Origin of the sequence: Streptomyces sp. NPDC059679, assembly GCF_042734105.1 — a bacterium.
Taxonomy (GTDB): domain Bacteria; phylum Actinomycetota; class Actinomycetes; order Streptomycetales; family Streptomycetaceae; genus Streptomyces.
The window spans coordinates 128,409-149,039 of sequence record NZ_JBHWES010000007.1 but is presented as its reverse complement, the minus strand read 5'-3'; the positions used below and the strand labels follow the sequence as shown (position 1 = coordinate 149,039).

Below are 20,631 nucleotides of genomic sequence, written 5' to 3'. Positions count from 1 at the left end.
CTTCGGTCGGTAGGTCAGGCGATGAGTAGGCAGGCATCCCAAGCGGAGCGGGGCGGGGTGGTCGTGGCAGGAGCCAGGAGCGCCAGGGCGATTCCGGCGGCGCCGTTGAGAAAGCCGGGCCCCGCGTCGTCGTCCCGGATGACGGCCATGGCTGCGTCTTCCGGGTCGGTGCCCGGTGGACAGACCGGAGTGAGCAGGGGCGGGATGGCCGCCCTGAGCTGACCAATGGTCGAGGGATGCGCGTCGTTGGCGGTCCGGGCAGCGACGTGAGCCAGGCCGGCGAAGCCGTGGCACAGGCCGTTGTCCGTGGTGGCCTTGAGCTGCACGGGATCGGTGAGGGCTGCCACGAGTGCTGTCTCCGCCTCGATCTGGCGGTCGGTATCGCCGAGGGCGAGCGCGGCGAGCTGCCGGGCACGGGCCAGACCAGCGGTGCCGTAGCACCACGACGGTCGCCTTGGCGCGGATGGGGCAAGGCGGTCGGTGCGCAGCTCGTCTCGTGTCACCCAGTACGGCCAGACGAGGCCCCGGCCTGTCTCTTCCTGCCAGCGGTCCAGCCACGCCAGGATCACGCGTAAGGCTTCCCGGTGGCCGGCAACTGTGATTCCGCTTCGGGCGGCGAGGGCCAGCAGCGCGAGCACACCGCCGACGCCGTGCGCCATGCCGCTGTTGGCGTGCCCGCCCGGGAAACGGCCGTCCGGCCGCCCCGAGGGGCCAGTCGGCGTCCACCAGCCTGGCAGGGCCTCGCCGTCGTGGGCAACGGGTTCGGTGAGGCGTACGCAGTAGTCGAGGATGGCGCGTACTTCGGCGCCGGTGGGGTCGCGGCGCAGGAAGTAGGCGCCGTAGCCCGCCAGGCCCCGGATCGTGTCGAACTCGGCGATCTCCGGCAGGCGCCCAGCGTCGATGCGGCGGTGAGCGGCTGCGAGGCGGCGGCGGACGTCCGCAGCCATCTGCCGGTCCAGGGTGTCCCTGGCGCGTTGGTATGCGCCGGGCAGGTGGTCGGCGGCACAGGCCAAGGCGTGCGCGAGGGCGGGCGCCCCGTAGAAGGGGTGGCTGTCGGGGCCGCTGGTGAACGGGTTCCTGGCGGCTGCGGCGAGCCAGTCATGGGCGCGCTGCAACGAGCCCAGGCCGGCCGCAGCCCGTTCGATGTGCAGCAGCGCGATGCCGGTCGGCCCGTATGCGAGGTGCTGACGCTTCGAGGGCGCGATCTCCGATGCCAGTGGCGCGGTGGCGGGGTCGGCCAGGAGGTCGGCGACGGTGTCCGCCACCTTGAGCGTGAGGGGGTGGGTCACCGTGGCCTCCGGGACATCCAGGCCAGGGCTGCGGCGCGCGTGAGGTAGAGGCAGACCTCTTCCTCGGGGAAGTCGACCGCGACGTGGCGTACGAAGTGGACGTGCAGCAGCGATGAGAGGACGTCGTCAAGGGCTATGCCCTGGGTCTCCGGGGCCGGAAGGTGGCGTCGGTAGGCGGTGAGCGCGGCGTCGCGATCTGCCCATGCCTCCACGATGGTGTGCCCGCCGGGCACGCTGCGCAGTGCCGCCCAGTCGTCGGATGGATCGGCCAGCCGTACGGTCTCGGTGAACTGCGGGCGAGGCACAGGTGCGGGCGCGGTGGGCGGAATGTGGTCGATCAGCCAGCGCATGCCGGCCTCGGTGCTGCCGAGAAACGAGGTCGCGATGGCGATGGAGTGCGCGGCCACCAGCGCGCGCCGGTGCGGGCGCTCGCGCTGGGAGAACTGGGTGACGACAGCGCGCGAGTCTGCGCGGAACACTTCCTCGGCGGCTTCCCAGGCAGCGCCGGAACCCCAACGTCCCGTTTCACGGTATGAGGTGGGAAAGCGCAGGTCCGACAGCAATCCGGCAGTGCGCAACTCGTCGGCCCAGGTGCTGACCGTGCGGGCGGTCTCGGCGAAGGCATCGGCGTCAGGCAGGGCGATGCGCACCCGCAGGTGTTGGTTGGGGTCGCGGAAGCGGATGAACCACCACGGCGGGCCGCCAAGTCGCTCCAGCAGGTCCGGAACATGTTCGGCCAGCAGGGTGTCCTGGCGGCGTAGGTCGCCATACAGGGTGGCCAGCAGCAGGGACGACACGCCGGGGGTCTGGATCTGCGCCGCGGAGAAGGTGCGTGCCATGGTGGGGGCCGGCAGGGGCGGCCACGCTGGTGATCGCGTGGCCTTCAGTGGCACGACGACCTCATGCGCACGGCCGTCGCACCAGCCGTATGCGTCGGCTTCCGGGGCTTCGACGAGGACGGCCAGGCGGGCGCGGTTCAGGTGCTGGCGCAGCAGGCTTCGGTGTCCGGCCTGGTCGAGATCGAGGAGCAGGCGACGGTCGTCCTCGGCGAGATAGACCCGACGCGGCAGCCGCCGACGGCTCTGCCAGTCGTTGAGGGCTGTGTCCCACTCCGCTCGGGGGCGGTCTCGGCCGGGCAGCTCGGGCGCTTCCAGTCGCCACCGTGCGGGGGTGAGCACCGTGCGCCCGTAACGCAGCCGGGGCAGGAACGGCATCGCGTTGGCGGCGCCCCAGTCGAACAAGGTGACCTGCGCGCACTGAGCGCGGGACAGCTCGGTGAGGAACCGCACCAGCGGCGGGGTGTGCTCCTTGAGATTGAGCGCGTGCATCCCCACGGCCTCGATCCGTTGACCGCGCTCGGGCGCGGCCAGATACATGCGGCGACCGTCGCAGGCCACCGCCAGGTCCTCAGGCGTGAGGACATCGCCGCTTGTGGGGCGGTGCTCTTGCATGCTGATCAGGGTGGTCAGAACCTGTGGGGCGCGGGTGACATGGGCGCTCGTGGGCAGCAGCGGTGGGAAGGACAGCTGGGCGGGGACGGTGCCGAGATCGGCGGTCGGTAGGTCGGCCAGCTCCGCGGCCAGGCGCTCGCGGTCCTTGGGGGCCAGCACAGCGAGGAACCGGCCCGTGGTGATGCCGACGCCGCGGGACACGCTTACGACCTCCAGCCGGAACCGTCCTCGGTGCAGTTTCTCGGCGCTGTCGGCGTGCACTCGGACACCGATCTCCAGGTGCGGCGGCACCCTTGGTTGCTCGGGACCCATATCCATTGCGGCGATCAATTCGTCGGTGAGGACCACCTCGTTGCGGCCATCGAGCGCGGCGGCCTGCGCGAGGTGCACCAAAGTGTCGTCCCGTACGGACAGCCGGGGGCGGCGCGCGGCGGACGAGGCACCCGGATACCCGTCAGGGAAACCGGTACCGCTGTCCGCGACGACCTCCTTGAGCGGCACCATCGTGCCGATGCCATACCGCTCGTAGAACCGCCGTTGATACGCCTTCCACGCCGCGGTCCCATACGGAAGGGCGCACACCCGGGTTAAGACCGAGGCGGCTCGCTCGATCTCACGCGCAACTGCCTCGGGCAGCTCAACCCGGGCATCCAGACGGAGATCAAGAGCGAGGGGATGGCGGCGACCGCCCGGAGCCAGGGCCCGCATACGCGCCGCGGCGCTGGCCCGGCCACCGCGGGAGCCACAGTCGCGCAAGTCATTCTGTACCGCGCGCAGTTCGCGGACCATATCGGTAACCGGAGCCACGGTGTCGGCCTCCACGGCGTCGAGCTGGCCCAACAGGTATTCCAGGGCATCGATCTCGGTGCTCGGTGCGTGCAGGCTGGTGATCAGTACCTGCTGCCGAATCAACTCCTGCACGAGCCGATGCGCCTTCCCCGGCGCCACTGCGGGGAACGCCGAGGCAAGCTTGTCGGCGAGAACCCCCACGCGGATCGGTGACCGGGTCGCATCCAGGACCACCCGCACCGGCTCGGTCAAGCCAATGGCCGCCTCGACCGCACGCCTCCGGCCACTTTGGCTGTCGGACTTGTACGGCACGATGAGCCGATCACCACGTCTTGCGACGGTGTTGTTGAGGACCACCGACAGGCGCTCAAGCAATTCTGGGCACGACTCCAGCCGCTCGACAACGGCCATCAGCCACTCCGCACTCGCCCGCCCGATGACAGCGTGATCCGATCCCCAGGTCGTGCCCGCTCGCGACCCGAGGTCGGCTGAGGCCACACCGGCGAACAGGCCAAACGGCGTCGCCCGGTGCTCGGCCCGCAACACGTAGCGGACCACAGAAGCGGCTGCTCGGCGCACATCACGCGCGGCTGGGGCACCGGAGGAGCACAAGGCGCCCACCTGGGAGGCAAGGGCAGGGCTGGCGTGCTCCAGTGCCTCGGCAACGTCCTCCTCGGACCACACCTCCCGCAACCACTCGAGCCGGGCAGCCGCGCCGCGAGGGGAAAGGTCATCGAGGTCAAGACACGGAGAGACGGGAAGCTCCGGCCGGGCCACCGCACGGACAAGAGCGGTCTTACCAGCACGGAAATCAGTACTCGAAGCCATCACAACCTCCGTGTTCCAGACGAGCGGCCGGTGCCTCCGCACGGTGAGTCGCGAAGACACCGGCCTGGGATGACGTACGCCTTGGGTCAGGCCACGTTGGTGGTGCAGGCGCCGCAGGTCTCGCCGCAGCCGTCGTCCGTCAGGCTGATCAGACCGGCGACGTCGGAGACCTCGACCAAGGTGACGTCCAGGTCGAAGCCGTCCGACGTCGTGTCCGAGCTCGGCGCCTTCACCTGCGTGGTGTGCGTGATCTGGGGACTCATACCAACTCCCGTTTCTCGAAGGTGGATTGCGAATGGCAGTACTACTGGGCGCCTACGTGCGGAGCGTATTGAGACAACTACGCCGCAGAGACGGTTCCCAGCCGCCGGCCTGAGGTGCCATGCCCCACAAGTGGAAACGTGCAGGGCCGCCTATCCCCGGGTCGGGGTTCTTGCGCCGCCCCAATGAATCGGGCTCGAATCAACCGGTTGACCGGGGCGGCCGTCTGTCAGGGCACAGCCTTATCGACCGGCCAGGACATCCATGGCCAGGTGCCAGCGTTCGCCCGAGCCGTCACGACCCGCACCGTTGGCCTCGACGTTCCACGAGACCACACGGAAGGCATCATCATCGCAATTGCTCACAGATTCCCCCTGCTGATGAGTTTGAGTAGTGCATCTCCGTCGATTCGGAGAGATGGCCGTACGGATGCCGATAGACGTTGTCTTGGACGGAGCCCGCGCGCTGGTCACCCCGTGTCGCATCAGTTCCCCCTCGAAGGACGCCGCCTGTTTGGGAGCCACGGTGTCATCGCCCCCTCCTCACCGATGCGGGCGCCGTAAGCGTGCACCAGGTCCTCGTCCCGTCCTCGCTAACGCCCCAGGAGTTCGCCAGGGAAGCGACGAGGAGCATGCCCCGACCGTTCTCCTCGGTAGGTTCCGCCACTCGGATCTCCGGCCGGCCTGGTGAACCGTCGTCTACCTCCAGCACGATCAGATCGACACCGATGATGAAGCGGAACACGACCTCCGGGCCTTTGCCGTGCCGCAAGGCGTTGGTGACAAGTTCGCTGATCAACAGCCGTCCGTTCTCGACCAGATCCGGCAGACCCCAGTAGTTGAGCTTCGCGGCACCGATCCGGCGTAGGACGCCCACCCAGACGCCAGCGACCGCTACGGCGTCTATGCCCTCCGGTACGGTCGGGCGTTTGATTGTCAGGGACAAGTCGTCGAGAACGGTCGGCAAGGGGTCCGTCGCACCCTTGGCGCTGACCTCCGCAAGGATCTCCGCGCCCGTTGCGGTGGTGACAGCCATACCTCGCTCCTCCGCAGCTCAGACGGACAGCACGACATGGGGACGCTGGGCCAGAAACCGCGGCACCATTGCCCACGTTCACGTGGTGGACACGTAGAGCGAACCGCGTTCGGGGCATCCTGTGAACGTGGTCAAGGACTGCCGAGTGGTCAAAGTGGTCAAAGATCGTTTGCAGTCGCCACGCAGAAGGGGGTGAGCCTCCGCCATCTGCCTCTGGGTACGTGTACTGCGACTACCGTGACCTTCACCAGGTGAGGTCAGAGCCAGAACGGCCCACGTTGGCCAAAGTGGTCAAAGATCGTTTGAGCGCAGGAGTTCCGTCATGGCACGCAGAAGGAACGAACGACTCGCCGAGTTATTAGAAGAGGCTGGCTGGTCACGGGCGCAGGCCGCGAGCGCGTTCAACAGGGTGGCCCAGGAAGGCAAGCTCCTCGACTACGCGAGCATCGGGCGATCACACGTCAGCATGTGGGTGGGCGGGACGGAACCGTCCGGCGCAGCGCCCGCTATCTTGTGCCAGGCACTGTCGCGGCGATTGAAGCGTGCCATCACACCAGAAGAGCTCGGGTTCGATAACCCCCATTCACCATTGCAGGAAACGCTGGATTGGGACATTGACCCTCTCATCGCCCTGACCAACCTGGGGAGAATGGACTTGGACGCGGACCGCCGAAAGCTCATAGGTGGCGCTGTGTATTCGGTGGCTCCTCTCGCACTGCCCGGAGAGCGATGGTGGCAGGCGATGACCCAGGCCTCGCAACGGACATCACCCCGGCAACAGCAGGTGGGGCGCGGGGACGTGACCATGGTCGAGGAGCTGACGGTGGCCTTCTCCCGCATGGACCAGCAGCGCGGTGGCGGCCACGGGCGCAAGGCAGTCGTGCAGTACCTGCACTCTGATGTGACTGACTTCCTCCGGGGCAGGTTCCCCAGCGATCAGGTCAGACGCGACATGTTCTCGGCAGCCGGCGAGCTGGCCTACCTGTCCGCCTGGATGGCGTTCGACAACGCGGAGCACGCCGTTGCGCAGCGGTACTTCGTCCTGGCAACCAAGCTAGCAGCGCGGGCGGACAGTCCTCCCTTGGTCGGCCACATCCTGCGTGCCATGGCTCATCAAGCTCTTGACCTCGGATTCTTCAAAGAATCCCTAGAGCTGTCCTCAGCCTCCATTGAAGGCCAGCGGTATGCTGCGGCTACCCCAAGGGAGCGCGCCCTGCTCGGTGTCGTACACGCTCGCGGTCTCGCCGCAAACGGCCAGCATCGGGCGGCAGCACGGGCGCTGTTGAGAGCCGAGGACGACCTTGCCTCAGCTCGGGAAGGCATCCACGAACCGCACCGCACGTTCTTCTTCTCGGGCGCGGCGCTGGCTCACGAGACCGCCTGCACCTTGCGCGACTCCGGCGACCGCAAGGGGGCCATCCGCCAGTTCCGCCAGAGCATCCGCACCAGAGGGGCCACCTTCCGCCGCACGCACGCGGTCACGCTCGGGTATTTGGGGGCTACTCAGATCGCCAACGGAAGCGTCGAAGAGGCTTGCGCCACCTGGAGCAGGCTCCTCGAAGCCATGGAGGAGGGCATCTACTCCGGGCGGGCCAGGCAGGCGGTCCATGACGTCCGCAAACTACTCTCGCCATACCGGCATCGTGGAATCCCCGTCGTCGCGGAACTCGAAGCTCGAGCCGCCTCATACTTGGCCCGAGTAGATTGAGCATCGTCGTGGCCGAAGGATCAAGGAGGAGCGCATGAAGTCGCTGGAGATCAAGCCCATCGGCGCAATAGTCGGCGGACGCACAGAGCCGGCCGACGACCTCTGGAGCGGCACTGCGATCATCCGTCTGAACCAGGACTTCCCCGTCGAGGTTGTCCAAGGCCTGGAGGAGTTCTCACACCTCCTCGTGGTCTGGCATTTCCACCTGGCCTCAGCAGGTGACGTGGCCCTGCATGCACGGAGCCCCCGGAACGACCCTCGGTGGCCAGCGACCGGCACGTTCGCACACCGTAACCACCGCCGCCCGAACCAACTCGCCCAATCTTTCCCGCGGCTGTTGAAGGTCGATGGTCTTGACCTCCACGTCACGGACTTGGACGCGGTCGACGGAAGCCCGATCTACGACCTGGCCCCGTACTTCAAAGAAATGGGGCCGCGTGGCGACGTTCGCCAACCGGCATGGCCCGGGGAGATGCTGTCCAACTACTGGGCAGACTGACTCCCAGAGCCGACGTTCATCGCTCACCTCAGTAAGCACCCTCCACACCTGGACGAGGTCCGAAACTACGCCGACATCGCGGGTGGCCAATAGGCCGCTCCGCCGCCTCCTCCACACTGCGCAATGATCCAGCCGCCTTATCGGGATCCTGGTGTGAGGTCCAGCCGCAGTCGGAACCGTCGAAGACTTCGACCATCGAAACACCAGCCTGGCGGGACCGGTTGAGGGTGCCAGCGTTGTAGGCGACGGCCGACTTCGCGAGCGTGGCAGCCTCGGCCCAAGCACGGACTGGGACTCGCGTCCCGTTGCGGTAGATGACGTGGGTCAGCTTGTGCTTGGCTGCGAGTCGATCTGCAAGGTTCTCCGCAGCCTGCTTCGCGGTCATGTTGCCCGCCGCGAGTAGCGGCACTTCTCGACGCGCGGCTTCCCGCGCCGCCCGGTAAAACTGGTTGGCCATCCGCTCGGCGTCTTCAGAGCGGCGCAGGAAGTCGGCGTAGGAATCTGCTGCAAGCAACTGGAGCGCGTCGCGGTGGAACGTGGTCCAGGTGAAGGTCACTCCCAGTGCCTCAGCGGCCGCGCGTCCACCCTCCTCGTACAGGTGAGGGAGCTGCCGCTGTACGAACTGCCGGGCTTCCTGATCCACACGTTTTCGAAACTCACGGATCGCCTGCTTGCACTCCTCCAAGGTCGCCAAGGTGTACGGCGTCCTGTGGGTTGTCCACGAACTTGGCGATCACCTCACCCTGCTTGCTGGCGAGGCGCTGCCAGGCTTCCTCGAGTACGGCTGCGACGCGGCGCGCGATCTCGTCAGGGTCCCCAGGAACCAGCGGCGGCCACTGGTACGCCATAGCGGCACGACCGCGGATGCGAAGGCATGGCGGGGCTCGGGCCTGGCCGCGCACTGTGATGGGGTGACCGTGCCCGGCGACGGCGCTTACATCAACACCAGCCTGATCGTGCCGCACCGCAAACGGCCGGGACGGCCGCTGTTGAAGGGCGAGGAAGAAGACAACGCTGAACACCGCAAGGTCCGCGCCCGCATGGAACATGTTTTCGACCGGATGAAGCACTACAAGATCCTGCGCGACTGCCACAGCGCGGCGACGGCCTCCATCACGCCGTCCAGGCCGTCACTCGTATGCACAACCTCGCCCTCGCCACATGACCAGACACCCTCACAGCCCCGCTCTGGCTGCCTGACCACGACATTCTGCAGCACGCTTTAGAAGGCGAGGCGAGCAAGTATTGTCCCCAACTGGCCGCCGCTGCTACCTGTAGCGATGTGTCGGCACCATGCATGCGGTCATCAACACATGGCCCTTGCCGTCCTCGTCTTCCGGCTCATCGGGAGCCGGCGCCTGCTGTACAGCTGCGATCTGCCGTTCGATGCCGCGTAGGTTCTCCTGAAGGTCCATGGTCACTACGCCATCAACGGTGACTTTCAGCGGATCGGCGAGCAGTTTCGCACGCCGCTCGCCCAGTACCTCGAGCGCGACCGCGCGTACCGACCGCAGCCGGAAGAACCGGCGCTCCAGGTCCGCCGGGTCGGCCTCCGGGCCGAGCTGGGCGAGCAGCCAGGACCGCTGGAATTCGTCCACCAGGTTCACCATCCCTCATATGAGGCACGGCCCGGAGCCAGAACGGGGGACTGGCTCCGGGCCGTGCGGGCGTGCGTATTACGAAGCGGACGAGCGCGGCCGCCGCGACGGTGCCTTCTTCGCTCCGCCTCCGGCTGCCTCGCCCTTCTCGTCGGCCGCCTCGGCTACCCCCGCAGTTGGGTCCGGCGCGCCAACAGCGACCGACCGCAGCTCTGCCTCCTCCACTTCTCCTAGCGGCGTATCCCAGGCATCCGGGTTCGTCACCAGCGCGGCGATCTCCGGGGCCGGTCTCTCGCCTGGCAGCAGGACCAGGTCCTCCCGCGTGGACGGGTCCTTCACGTACACGGCGGCGATCAGGCGGCGCACCGGCATCACAGCACCTTCGCGACGATGTGCGCGTCCGGGGTGTGCATGACCGGCATGCCGACCGCGGCGCCCTTGGTCCAGATCTGAACCGGGTCATCCTGTACACCACGGGTGATGATCAAGCCCGGCGCGTCCTCCCTGATGATCTCCGGGTTGGTGCCGCGCGAAAGAACCAGCGCCTCGGCCGTCACACCGAGCATGGTCTGCGCCCACTTCTCGCGCTCCGGCGGAACCAGAATCCACAGGTCCTCGGACAGCACCTTGCGCGGCTTGCCGTCGACCCTGACCTGTGCCTTGTAGAACTGGATCGGCGGCAGGTTGTAGTTGCCCCGAACCACGTTGATCTGCTGCGGGGTCAGCGTGGCCGTCGGCGTCGTCGACGGGTTCACCGACCCGTAGTACGCGGCCCGATAGGCGTTGTTCGCCGCCAGGTAGCTGAACGCCTTCCGGCTGGTGACAACCAGCTCCGGCTCCGGAGCGCCGATGTCGTCCAGGTGCTGAATCCACCGCAGCTCGTCGGCGATCGGATCGGACGCGGGGTCGGACCACGGTCGGGCGGCGACCGGCATGTTCTCGTCCGGGACGTTCCAGTCAACCTCCAGCGTCAAGCCGTTCTCCTGCACCAGCGAGAAGCGGCCGTCCGCCAGCACGTCGCCGGCCGCCAGTTCCAGCCGGGAGCGGATCGCCTCTACGTGCCGTTCGACGTCGTCATACAGCAGCTCGATCAGCCGGTCCTGATCCGAGCCGCGAGAGGCTTCGAGCAGAATCTGCTCCTGCTCGCCCACCACGAGTTTCTGCCCGAGCGCGGGCAGCGCGCCCTCGCGGGAGGTCTGCCACGCTTCGCGGGTCGCGAACGGAACGCTGGCGTCGAAGCTGCGGTACTTCGCGACGTTCACGTACCGGCCGGAGTCCCTAACCCGCCACTTGACCTCCGGCAGTTCCCGTGTCGGGAAGATCGTCTGCGTAAGCAGGAAGTCCTTCGGCGAGGGCACCGCACGCGCGAACGTCGTGAGGTCCGCCACCGAGACGTCCTTCAACAGGTCCTGGATCGTCACAGTGCACGGCCTCGCTTACACGAAGCGGATCTGCGCACCGCGCGGGTGCCAGGCGACCTGAGACACGTCGATGCCGCCCGGAACCTTCGCCGAGCGCACCGACCCGTGCCACAGCAGTGCGGCCGGAATCCGTGTCTGCCCCGGTGCGAACGGGACCTCGGCGAACACGAAGCCGCGGAGAACCTGCCGGCCGCACACCGCATCCGGGTCGTACGGCCCGTACAGCTTGCTCTCGGTGACCTTCCCGACCGGCACACCGGAGAGCACCCGGCCATAAGGCTCGCACCCATCACCACACTGGTAGTGCACGCCCTCGGTGAACAGGTTCAGGTCGAGAGTGATGCTGTCGGTCGAGTCGGTCCCGTGCAGAGCCGCCAGCCAGTCACGGCTGGCGATCAGGGTTTCCGAAGTCGTTACGGGCTGAATGGTCATGCCTTCTCCTATGGACGAATGCGGGTTGCTGTCCGCACACCGCCCATGGGGGCAGTGCCGTCCACGGGAGTCATGGGGCGTGGTCCCCAGTACCTGCTGGTTAGCAGGCCGGTCCTCTGCTATTCGGAAGCCACGAGGTGGCCCCGCCGCTGGGCCATCTCCAGCCCGGCCGAACCCGGCCGACGTGCTGGCACCGTGCGCGACGGCCCTCGACCAGCTGGGGCACCGTCCGGCGCCGGCGGCGCCGGCGTACGTACGTCACCGAACAGCTCGGGACGTCGGGCTCGCAGCGCCTCCGCCGCCGCCGTGACCTGGGCCTCGTCGGCCTCGTCGTCCGTTGCCAGCAGCCGCTCGGCGTCTGCAAGGTCATTACCCTTGGCGCCGAGCGCCACCAGCGCCGCGCGTCGTATCGCCGTGCGCTCCCGTTCGGCAGCGGCTTCTTCGCGCCGAGCGGCCTGCAACTCTCGCTCTGCTGCGGTCTGCTCCCGTCGCTCGACTTCCGACAGGGCGGCCTGTTCGGCCTCGCGCTGCGCTGTCACAAACTGGGTGAGGTCCCTCGCCGTTTCAAACCCGAGAGACGCCAGCAGACGCTTGATCGCGGCCCGCTCGCCCTGCTGCTTCTCCCGAGTCAACAACTTCCCGAGGCGATCCTGGGTCACCGTCACCTGGGCTGTCTGGTCGACGTCGTCCACATTGTCGAGTCGCTCGTTCGCCTCGTCTTCCGACGAGGCACCGAGAATCGGGTAGATCGGCCGCCCATCGCGGCGGTAGCCGACAGGGCGGCGAGTCGGCAGAGGCCCAGCCATACAACTCCTCCTGGTGCGCGCCCCCACGCTGCGAATCAGTGTAGCCACCGGCGCCGATATCGCCACCGATGGACACCACCAACCCCGATCGCTCACCTGCTCCCGCTCGAAAGAGGCACGGGCACAGGCGCCTTCTCCCCATCGGCCGCGTCCCCTACCTCGGCGGTGGGCGCGCCCTTGCCCTCGTGCTCCTGCGAGTCCAGCTCGCCGCGCCGCGCCGCCGCCTCCGCGAGCCGGGCAGCCGCCTCCTGCTCGGTCCTCGCTCGGATACGCGCCACCTCCTGGGAAGCGTCGTCGATCGGATAGCCCGCGTCCAAGAGCATCTGCACCGCCGTCTCCAGCGACAACACCCCTGCGCCGTACGCCTTGACGACCTCATCTAGCACCGCGGCCCGGTCCGTCGGCGTATGCGGCGCCCAGGCCAGCCGTGCAGGAAATGACTCTCCAGCCGTCCACCCCTGGGCGCGACCGGCCTGGTACAGCCGCTGCACGAACTTGAGCAACAGCCTGTACTTGTGCTCCCTGGCCAGCCGCATAGCCCCCACCAGCGCATCCAACGGCGCAAGTGCCAGCTTGAACGCGTACCCCGAGGGCACCTCCGAAGCGTCCAACGTGCCCAATCCTGCCGCCGTGATACGCGAGTTGGACGCGATCCGGTCCAACAGGTGCTCCACCCTGGCCCGCAGCTCCGCCAACTGAGACGACGTGTCCAGCGCGTCCATACGCCCGGACTCACCGAGTTGCCACACCGCGCCAGCCTCCACCTTCAACTTCTCCGGCCTGCCCGTCGCCCGGTCGACCGGCAGCCGTGCCCCGGCGAGCCCGATAATCGGGGTGCCCGTCGTCGCGGACGCGGCCGAGCTGTCCGAGTCGGTCGCAGCCAGCTCGTCCAGGCCCTGGAGCACGCGAGCAACCACAGACCGTCCCCAATGCTCCCCACCGTCCGGGATGGTGTTTGTGATGTGGATGACCGGCACGAAATCGATCAACAAATCCACCCGCTCCAGCTCAGTGCCGTCCGGCCGTACCCGGAACGCGGCCTTGTGCATTGGCAACCGGTCCAGGGATTCCCCACGCTTCAGGTCCTCCAGCAGCCACTCGGCATCCGTCAGGTAGCACGTGATGTTCGATAGCCGACCTGGCTCCCATGGGTACTCGCGTACAACGCTCTCGTCGTTCTCAGAGATCGGCCCCAGCTCGTAGGTCACCCGCCGCACCCTGGCCTTCAGCCCCGCGTCCTTGTCCTCCGGCAACTCCCACGCCAGATGCACCCTGCTTGGGAAGTCCTGGTCCTGGTCGTCGTCCCACTGAGGGAAGTAGAGCCCGGGGTCGTACACCCTCAGCGTCGGCCGCTGCTTCTCCGGGTTCCACGCCAACACATACACGCTGTCGCCCAGCAGTACGGCCGCGCGCTCCGCCTGTTGTATCCGCAGCGTGAGCAGCTCCTTCTCGCCCCACGTCCGTAGCCGCTCCTGGAGACCCGCGGCCTCTGCTGCGCCCGGCTCCGGCACCTCGTCGTCGGCGTGCTCAGCGCCCGTCACGGCGATCCGCTGATCCGAACCGAGCAGGTAGCCGAGTGCCGTGTCCACCAGATTCGCCGCGTCGCCGAGCTCGCGCCGCTCCAACGCCGCCTCGTCACCAGAGGCCGCCGCGAGCTGCCCAGCCTGGTTGTTGTCGTAGCTCGCCAAGACCTTGTATGACGCGAGCCGCCGCATCTCATGTGGGGGCAGCCACGAGGCTGCCAGTTCGGGAAACGACCCGCTCGCTGGGCGGCCAGCATCGGCCATGACTGGTTTGTAGTTCAGCCATGACCAGGCATCGATGACGAATTGACGCAGGCCCACAGTGCCCTCCCGGCAGTCAGCCCCACGCCGCTGGCAAGCCTATCGGCGCGAACAGGCACCGCCCTGCGTCGCCCAGTCGCCACTAGGGAATCGCACACGACAAAGGGCTGGCCCCGGCGGCCACAAGACCGCCGGGCCCAGCCCTTAGCTCATCCCCGCCAGAAACGCTCTTCGGCCATGGACAGCTCCACGAGTTCCTCGCCAGACACCCCGAGGTCTTCCTCCACGATCCGAGGCAGCCGACCGTCAATGTCGTAGGTCGTGAGCCAGATGACCCCGTCCGTGCCCTTCAGGGCTACAGGCGCAGAGCCCTCGGTGAACGTTCCGACCACCCGCACATCCGGGTTGGCAGAACGAGCACCCCGTCCCTCCCGCTCGGCCTCCAGCTCACTCTGCCTGATGTAGCCGGCCAGGATGTTGATGAGCGCCATAGCATTCTCGAATTCCACGAGACCCCCTATTGAATTGAAATTCTTTTCAATTTCTTTCTATTTTAATCCTAGGGAATTCAGTCCTGGAATTCAATATTCACCCCGAATTAATTCAAGGAATTTCGCCACCCGAAACCCGCGCCCTAATTACCGCCGCCCACTCAACCGCTGATCATCCCCACCGCGCGGAGGCGGCATCGTCGCATCAAGAAACAGATCCCATAGCGCCCACACCGCCGAATCCAACAAGTCCGGCGAATCCTCCGTCTCCCCCTGGCCAACGAACGTGGTCATCTGCTCCTCCAGCTCCGCGAACAGCCGCGCCGAGCCGACGTGGTGCACACGGGCCTGTTCGTACAACTGCGCTACTGGAGCCGCACGCGCCCGCTTCCCGCGCGTAGCATGAACGATGCGCCAGTTCACCGTCGGGTCCACCTGCTCCAGCAGCGCGGGCAGGTAGTCACCGCCGTTGTTCGCCTCGATGACTACGCAGTCCGCCCGGTACTCGTGGTACAGCTTCGCCGCACGCTGCATGGCCTGTGTCGGCGTGTGTCGGCCCTGTTCGCAGTGCAGCAGGTAGCCACGAGGCCGGTCATCCCCGAACAACGTCTCCACCGGATACCCGCGCCCGGCGACGGTGAAGGCCGTCATGTCCGCCTTCTCATGGCTCTTGGTCGCCGGGTCCACCGCCACGACCAGGCGCTGCATGTCCGGCAGGTGCTCCGACCTCGACCGGAACCCTTCGACCTCCAGCATCCAGCCCTGCCACAACGCACCCTCGACGTCCTCAAGTAGCTCGCCCGAGAGCTCCTGCCGCCCCAGTCGGGTGCCGGCGTACTCCTCTTCCAGCTCCGCCCGCGCCGCAGGGCTCAGGTTCGCGTCGTTCTCACGCATGTGCCCGCGCGTGAGCACCACCCGCGGCGGCTCGCCGCCCTCCCTGTGCTCCTTCTCCTGTGCCCGTCCCCGCTCCACAAGCCGCTTCACGTGCGGCAGCGGCTTCGGCGTCGTAGAGATCACGACCTGCGGGGTATCCGCCTCACGCAGACAGAACCACAGCATGTCGTAGACCTCCTGGGCGGTGTGCCGCGACCAGGCCGCATACTCGTCGCACCACGCCTTGTCGAAGGCCCAACCGCGCAGATTGTCCGGCGTCTCCGCACCGAACCCACGAAACAAGGTGCCGTTCTTCAGCCGGAGCGAGGTCTCGCCTAGCGAGGAGTTGTACTTCGCCACCTCATCCGCCGGGATCACCGACAGCAGACCGGACTTCGGGGATTCGAAACAGATGTCACGCACCAGCGTGGCGTTCTTCGCCACCACCGCGATCTGCAACCCCGGTGCCTTGGCCCACTCCCGCACCATCTCGGCCGCCGTGCGCGACTTACCCCACCCGCGCCCGGTGAGCAGCATCCACACCGTCCACAGCCACAACGGCTGCCGCTGCGCCGCACGTGCGTGGTGATGCAGCCACCCTTCGTGCGGCAATCCATCGCATTCCGGTACTCCGCACGCCCAGCGTCGCGCCGACAGCTCATCGGCACGTACCAGCTCAGCCACCTCGGCCTTCAGCTGTTCAAGGGTCATCATCCTCGGGTCGGCGAAGTTCTCGATTAGCCGCCGTTTCGCCCGGCCCCGGCTCACTGCCCCTCCTCCGTCAGCCGCCGCTCCAGCTCACGCCGCAGCTGATTCATCCGAGCTCGACGCTCCTCATCCGTCAGGGCAGCTGCATCGGCCCCTTGCCCCTCCATCGCCGCGTCAGCCGCCACCGGGGCCTCACCAACCGCTCTCCGCTCGATCTCGGCCGCGACCTGGAAGTAGCGCAGCAGGTCGGAGGGGGACAGCTCGCGGGGGTCGAGGGCCTGGAGTCGCGCCACAGCCTTGCCCAGGAACGCCTGCGCCAGCTTGGCGTGCCGACGGGCGATGTCGCGGCGGGCCTGATGCTGTTCGGCAAGGAACACACGGTCCAGTTCACGGTCGTAGGCCGTGGCCCGCATCACCCACGCGTACTGGCGCGACCACCGCCCCAGTAGCGTGCGCGATTTATGCAACTCCTGTGCCGCCTTCGTGACACTTCGTACCGGGCCGAGATCGCGGTACACGGAGAACGCCTCGAACGCCTGGACCGACTCTGCCGCCTGCCGCTCCCAGGGCTCCACGGTGCCCTCAGCCACCGGTCACCTCCTGGCCACTGGCCGCTCTAGTGGTCCTGAGCAGCGAACACGTCCAGCACCCGCCACGGCTCGTTCTCCGGCACGGCGCCGCCCTGCACCAGCCGGTCGATCGCCGCTCGCACGGCGACCGCCGTCTCCACCGGGATCTCCCGTACGCCGAACACCGTCTCCAGCGGCGCCGTGCCCTTGCGGTTCGGCGTGTCGGAGGCGGTGTCGAACCACCCGTCGGCCAGTTCGCCCAGGTGCCGTTCGAACACCGCGAGAATCACGCCCAGGGCCGTTGCGCTGTTGCCGATCTTGTACGCGGCCCGGGAGGTCTCCAGCGCACCCAACACCGGTTCATACTGTTCCAGCCCTGCCAGCCACCGTTGGTCCGCCGAGCCCGTGGCCCGGGCAGCATCGAAGGCCGCCTCCGCGCGCTCCAGCTCGTCGGGCAGGAACATCAGCTGCACGCTGGCGAAGTCGAGATTCGCCTCACCGAGGCTGGAGACGTCGACCTTCTCCAGGAGGTCCAGGACCTTGTCGTCCAGGCCCGTGTATTGGCGCCACTCCACCGACTCCAGCTCCTCATACAGCTCCTTGAGGATCGCCGGATCGTCCTGCCCTGCGATGGCGTTGTGCGAGAGCTGGAGCGCAATCTGCCGCTGCCGGGGAAGCGGCTCGTCTATCTGCATCCACCAGATCGACGTCAGGCCGGCCTCGATCGCGGCGAGAGTCCGGTGGTTTCCCGAGAGCACGATCAGCCGCCCGTTCGCAGCGTCGTTCCATACCAGGGGCGTCGAGGTCAGACACCCGTCCCGCTTGATGTTGGTGACCAGTTGCTGGAACTGCTCGTGCGGCAGGAACCTGGCGTTCAGGTCCAGCAGGGTCAACACTCGTGGGTCGCCCTGCACCATCTGGGGCGGGGCAAGCTGCTTCGTGTCCTCCATGGTCAGACTCCCGTCTTCGTCGTCTCTCGGGCGCCCCACCGCTTCGCCCACTTCTCCAGGGCGTCGGAAAGTGTGTGCTCGCCCATGGACCCCTGGTACTGGAGCTGGAATTGCCAGCCGTCCTCGTTCGACGGGCCGCGCTTCGTCAGCCGGAGCAGCCCGCGGTACTTCATGGACACCGGGTTGTTGCTGAATGCCGTGGTAGACACCGCCCGGATGCGCCGTGAGAAGGCCCGCTGGCACAACAGCCGCGCCTCGCTGGACGTTGCAGCCAGCACGATCAGCTTCGACAACCGCGGATAGTCCGTCGGCGCTACCGCGAAGTCCGACAGCAGGTACGCCTCATCCGGCGTATAACTGCTCGGCGCCATCGCAAAGACACCCAAAACCCGCCCAATGCCGTCCTTCACCGCGACCGCGAGGTTCGCCGCGCCGGGTGCGATGCGCGGGTTGAGGTACCGGGAGCGCAGCGCATTGAACTGTCCCGGCTTCAGCAGTGCCAGCGACAGCGGCCCATCCAATTCCTCGCCGCGCCGCAGCCGGGGAGCTTTGACCGGCTCGATCTGCTGGCGGGGCGAGACGATCCGCGTGGGAGCCGCGCTCGCATAAACGTAGAAGGGAGCGGAGCGCGGTGTGGCCTTGATGACACCGCGCAGGTAGCGCCGCAGGTCGGGCACATCGTGATTGGAGGCGGTCAGCCAGTAGGGCCGGTCGGTGATCGCGCCGAGGACGTCGACCACGTCAGCGTCCGACAGCGGCTCGTACTCGGGCGCGTCCCAGACGAAGTGCTCGTTCAGCGGCTCGTACAGCTTCTCGTAGCCACCGCCGTAGAAGGGTGGGAAACTGCACACTGGGGCGTCGCGAGGCACCCTCTGGAGCCAGGAGCGCACATCTTCTACCTGGTAGGAGGCCAGCTCAACATCGGTGCCGGACAGCCGCTGCACAGTCTCCGCGTGCTTGACCTGCCACTGTTCTCGGTAGGAGCGCACCACACGCTCGTGCCACAGTCCTTCCCGACCGACGCTGGCGAGGAACCGCGTGCCGAGCATGAGTGTAGCGACCGTGCCCACGCCGTCGTCCATGGAGTCAGCTAGCCAGCCGAGATGTTCTGCGCTTCCCTCCCCCAGCTGGATGCCGACCGGGTGCCTGGTGAGCCACCGGCCAATGGCCGTCGTGTAGATCGACACGTCCGAGGAGTGAAGGGCGAAGCCCATGCCGGCCAACGACCGTTCGATGGTGAAGTTCCCGCAGCACGGTATGTAGACCGGCCCGCGCGGCCAGCCTCCGGCGGTCTCACGCACGATGGCGCGCATGGGGCCCGGAATGGTGCCCTGAAACATCGTCGCCTCCTGAGACACGATCACAACTGAGGTCGGCACCCAGCCAGCGGTACCGGGGTTTGAACAAAAGCGTTTTTCAACAATGTAATCTACTTACGGCGGCTCGCCCGCCTCATGAGCGCGTCGCCCTGCCCTGGCGGCCTCGTAGCTGACAATAATCACGACGTTCTATCAAGTCTGCGCGGGATTACTGGTACTACTTGGAGCAGCGATCCACGGCCGCCCATAGGGTGACTGCCAGCCTGGGCCGCCTCATCTGTTCGCTCCCGGTTGACACGTTGCGATGCTCGGTCACCCCTGAGGGCGACCGCCACCTGGTACCCGGGCGAGAAGCACCCGCCGGCCTACGTTGCGGTCCTCGGTCGCCCCAGAACGCGACCGCCACGGTGCAGGCGTCGCTGCGGTAGTCCGTGTCGATGAGGTTGCGATCCTCGGTCGCCCCAGAGAGCGACCGCCACCATCGCCGCCTCCGCCGTGAAGGACAAGGGCAAGGCGTTGCGATCCTCGGCCGCCCCAAAGAGCGACCGCCACTGCAGATCGTCGCGCAAGGTCACACGCAACAGAGCGTTGCGATCCTCGGCCGCTCGAGAGAGCGATCGCCATGTGCACACCAGCGACGACGGTGCGGACGTCGTACGGGTTGCGTTCCTCGGCCGCCCCAAAGGACGACCCCCACACTTTGTAGTCCCTGATCTTGCCCTATCTGGGGTGACGTTGCGATCCTCGGCCCCCAGAGGACGGCGACCACGTGGGGGTATCCAGCCAGTTCAGAGCATTCATTGAAGTTGCGATCCTCGGTCGCCCCAGAGAGCGACCGCCACTACCAGCCCTGGGCCATGACCGCGTCGCCGATGTCGTTGCGATCCTCGGTCGCCTCAGAGAGCGACCGCCACCTGCTCGTCCCGCTGGTCTTCGAGACGGTCACGGATGTTGCGATCCTCGGTCGCCCCAGAGAGCGACCGCCACCGCGTCGGCCAACCCCTTGATCAGGGTGTAGCTGGGGTTGCGATCCTCGGTCGCCCCAGAGAGCGACCGCCACCGCCGCGTCGTCATCCACCAGGAGGGCCGCGACGTCGTTGCGATCCTCGGCCGCCCCAGAGAACGACCGCCACCTTATAACTGTTGTGGTTCGCAGCCATGATCGTGGTGTTGCGATCCTCGGTCGCCCCAGAGAGCGACCGCCACATCGGACCCTCCGCCAGGACCTTCGGGGTCACGGGGTTGCGATCCTCGCCCAAGAGAGCGACCGCCACGCGTGATGGGACCGCAGGTGGTGCTGTGCGCTGTGTCGTTGCGATCCTCGGTCGCCCAAGAGAGCGACCGCCACGCGTCACCGGCGTCGCCCCGCTCGACGTCGTACTTGTTGCGATCCTCGGTCGCCCAAGAGAGCGACCGCCACCGCTCCCGGACCAGGGAGGACCGGATCGACGCACGGTTGCGATCCTCGGCTGTCCCGAAGGGCGACCGCCACTCCATGACCGGGTTCACGTCCTGCACTTCGTCCCAGTTGCGATCCTCGGCCGCCCCAGAGAGCAACCGCCACGCACCGCCCGTTGCTGCAGCGCGCCCTCGAATACCTGTTGTGATCCTCGGCCGCCCCAGAGAGCCACCCCCACCCAGTCCCAGTACGGGATCATCACGTCCTCGTTGCGATCCTCGGCTGGCCCAAAGAGCGACCGCCACCATCAGGGTGCGTCCGACCCTCGCGATGTACTGGAGGTTGCGATCCTCGGTCGTCCCGAAGGGCGACCGCCACCACCCCGTCGGCGCTCACCGAACCCAAGGGGCTCAAGTTGCGA

The 20,631-nt window shown here is 67.2% G+C and carries 18 protein-coding genes and 1 pseudogene; 3 read left to right on the top strand and 16 right to left on the bottom strand.

Translation table 11 applies throughout. The features are described 5' to 3' along the window. Positions 1 to 14 precede the first annotated feature (14 nt). The 4 genes from ACFV2X_RS11290 to ACFV2X_RS11275 all read right to left on the bottom strand — a co-directional run bounded on the left by ACFV2X_RS11290 (position 15) and on the right by ACFV2X_RS11275 (position 5,653). Positions 15 to 1,289: a lanthionine synthetase C family protein gene (locus tag ACFV2X_RS11290; protein ID WP_385614328.1), complete on the bottom strand. Its 1,275-nt coding sequence runs from the start codon at positions 1,287 to 1,289 to the stop codon at positions 15 to 17. Beyond that, positions 1,286 to 4,357 (bottom strand): lantibiotic dehydratase, encoded by a 3,072-nt coding sequence (locus ACFV2X_RS11285; protein ID WP_385614326.1) that lies wholly within the window; start codon positions 4,355 to 4,357, stop codon positions 1,286 to 1,288. Before ACFV2X_RS11285 ends, ACFV2X_RS11290 begins: the two co-directional genes overlap by 4 nt. Positions 4,358 to 4,443: 86 nt before the next feature. Further along, on the bottom strand, positions 4,444 to 4,620 hold the full coding sequence (locus tag ACFV2X_RS11280) for an FxLD family lanthipeptide (RefSeq protein WP_385614324.1): 177 nt from the start codon (positions 4,618 to 4,620) through the stop codon (positions 4,444 to 4,446). Between the two features lie 526 nt (positions 4,621 to 5,146). Continuing rightward, positions 5,147 to 5,653: an ATP-binding protein gene (locus tag ACFV2X_RS11275; protein WP_385614321.1), complete on the bottom strand. Its 507-nt coding sequence runs from the start codon at positions 5,651 to 5,653 to the stop codon at positions 5,147 to 5,149. 322 nt (positions 5,654 to 5,975) lie between these two features. On the opposite strand from ACFV2X_RS11275, the gene ACFV2X_RS11270 reads away from it, so the two are divergent. Then, positions 5,976 to 7,361 carry a Tat pathway signal protein gene (locus tag ACFV2X_RS11270; protein ID WP_385614319.1) on the top strand — a complete coding sequence of 462 codons (1,386 nt, stop codon included), beginning with the start codon at positions 5,976 to 5,978 and terminating at the stop codon, positions 7,359 to 7,361. A gap of 34 nt (positions 7,362 to 7,395) precedes the next feature. Then, positions 7,396 to 7,860 (top strand): SAM-dependent methyltransferase, encoded by a 465-nt coding sequence (locus ACFV2X_RS11265; protein WP_385614316.1) that lies wholly within the window; start codon positions 7,396 to 7,398, stop codon positions 7,858 to 7,860. Positions 7,861 to 7,888: 28 nt separating this feature from the next. On the opposite strand, the gene ACFV2X_RS11260 is transcribed toward ACFV2X_RS11265, so the two are convergent. Next, positions 7,889 to 8,545 (bottom strand): hypothetical protein, encoded by a 657-nt coding sequence (locus tag ACFV2X_RS11260; protein ID WP_385614313.1) that lies wholly within the window; start codon positions 8,543 to 8,545, stop codon positions 7,889 to 7,891. 166 nt (positions 8,546 to 8,711) lie between these two features. Here ACFV2X_RS11260 and ACFV2X_RS11255 point away from each other — a divergent pair. After that, positions 8,712 to 9,025: pseudogene (locus ACFV2X_RS11255) on the top strand (transposase family protein); the annotation flags it as partial. 103 nt (positions 9,026 to 9,128) lie between these two features. Here the strand turns inward: ACFV2X_RS11255 and ACFV2X_RS11250 are convergent. The 11 genes from ACFV2X_RS11250 to ACFV2X_RS11200 all read right to left on the bottom strand — a co-directional run bounded on the left by ACFV2X_RS11250 (position 9,129) and on the right by ACFV2X_RS11200 (position 18,832). Continuing rightward, positions 9,129 to 9,470 carry a hypothetical protein gene (locus tag ACFV2X_RS11250; RefSeq protein WP_385614310.1) on the bottom strand — a complete coding sequence of 114 codons (342 nt, stop codon included), beginning with the start codon at positions 9,468 to 9,470 and terminating at the stop codon, positions 9,129 to 9,131. Between the two features lie 66 nt (positions 9,471 to 9,536). Next, entirely contained in the window at positions 9,537 to 9,830 is a 294-nt protein-coding gene (locus ACFV2X_RS11245; RefSeq protein ID WP_385614308.1) for a hypothetical protein, read from the bottom strand. Then, positions 9,830 to 10,879 (bottom strand): major capsid protein, encoded by a 1,050-nt coding sequence (locus ACFV2X_RS11240; RefSeq protein ID WP_385614305.1) that lies wholly within the window; start codon positions 10,877 to 10,879, stop codon positions 9,830 to 9,832. The genes ACFV2X_RS11245 and ACFV2X_RS11240 overlap by 1 nt, the downstream gene beginning before the upstream one ends. A gap of 15 nt (positions 10,880 to 10,894) precedes the next feature. Beyond that, entirely contained in the window at positions 10,895 to 11,311 is a 417-nt protein-coding gene (locus ACFV2X_RS11235) for a head decoration protein (RefSeq protein ID WP_385614302.1), read from the bottom strand. A 119-nt stretch (positions 11,312 to 11,430) separates the two neighbouring features. Beyond that, on the bottom strand, positions 11,431 to 12,117 hold the full coding sequence (locus ACFV2X_RS11230; protein ID WP_385614299.1) for a hypothetical protein: 687 nt from the start codon (positions 12,115 to 12,117) through the stop codon (positions 11,431 to 11,433). A 92-nt stretch (positions 12,118 to 12,209) separates the two neighbouring features. Continuing rightward, positions 12,210 to 13,904 (bottom strand): hypothetical protein, encoded by a 1,695-nt coding sequence (locus ACFV2X_RS11225; RefSeq protein ID WP_385614297.1) that lies wholly within the window; start codon positions 13,902 to 13,904, stop codon positions 12,210 to 12,212. A gap of 206 nt (positions 13,905 to 14,110) precedes the next feature. Continuing rightward, positions 14,111 to 14,392, bottom strand: a complete 282-nt coding sequence (locus tag ACFV2X_RS11220; RefSeq protein ID WP_385614294.1) for a hypothetical protein — start codon at positions 14,390 to 14,392, stop codon at positions 14,111 to 14,113. A 147-nt stretch (positions 14,393 to 14,539) separates the two neighbouring features. Beyond that, entirely contained in the window at positions 14,540 to 16,033 is a 1,494-nt protein-coding gene (locus ACFV2X_RS11215; protein WP_385614291.1) for a terminase large subunit domain-containing protein, read from the bottom strand. Next, positions 16,030 to 16,563 carry a hypothetical protein gene (locus ACFV2X_RS11210; RefSeq protein WP_385614288.1) on the bottom strand — a complete coding sequence of 178 codons (534 nt, stop codon included), beginning with the start codon at positions 16,561 to 16,563 and terminating at the stop codon, positions 16,030 to 16,032. Before ACFV2X_RS11210 ends, ACFV2X_RS11215 begins: the two co-directional genes overlap by 4 nt. Before the next feature lie 26 nt (positions 16,564 to 16,589). Beyond that, the gene (locus ACFV2X_RS11205) at positions 16,590 to 17,492 is read right to left on the bottom strand and encodes a ParB/Srx family N-terminal domain-containing protein (protein WP_385614285.1); all 903 of its coding nucleotides are present in this window, start codon (positions 17,490 to 17,492) and stop codon (positions 16,590 to 16,592) included. A 2-nt stretch (positions 17,493 to 17,494) separates the two neighbouring features. Continuing rightward, on the bottom strand, positions 17,495 to 18,832 hold the full coding sequence (locus tag ACFV2X_RS11200; protein WP_385614283.1) for a hypothetical protein: 1,338 nt from the start codon (positions 18,830 to 18,832) through the stop codon (positions 17,495 to 17,497). Between the last annotated feature and the right edge of the window lie 1,799 nt (positions 18,833 to 20,631).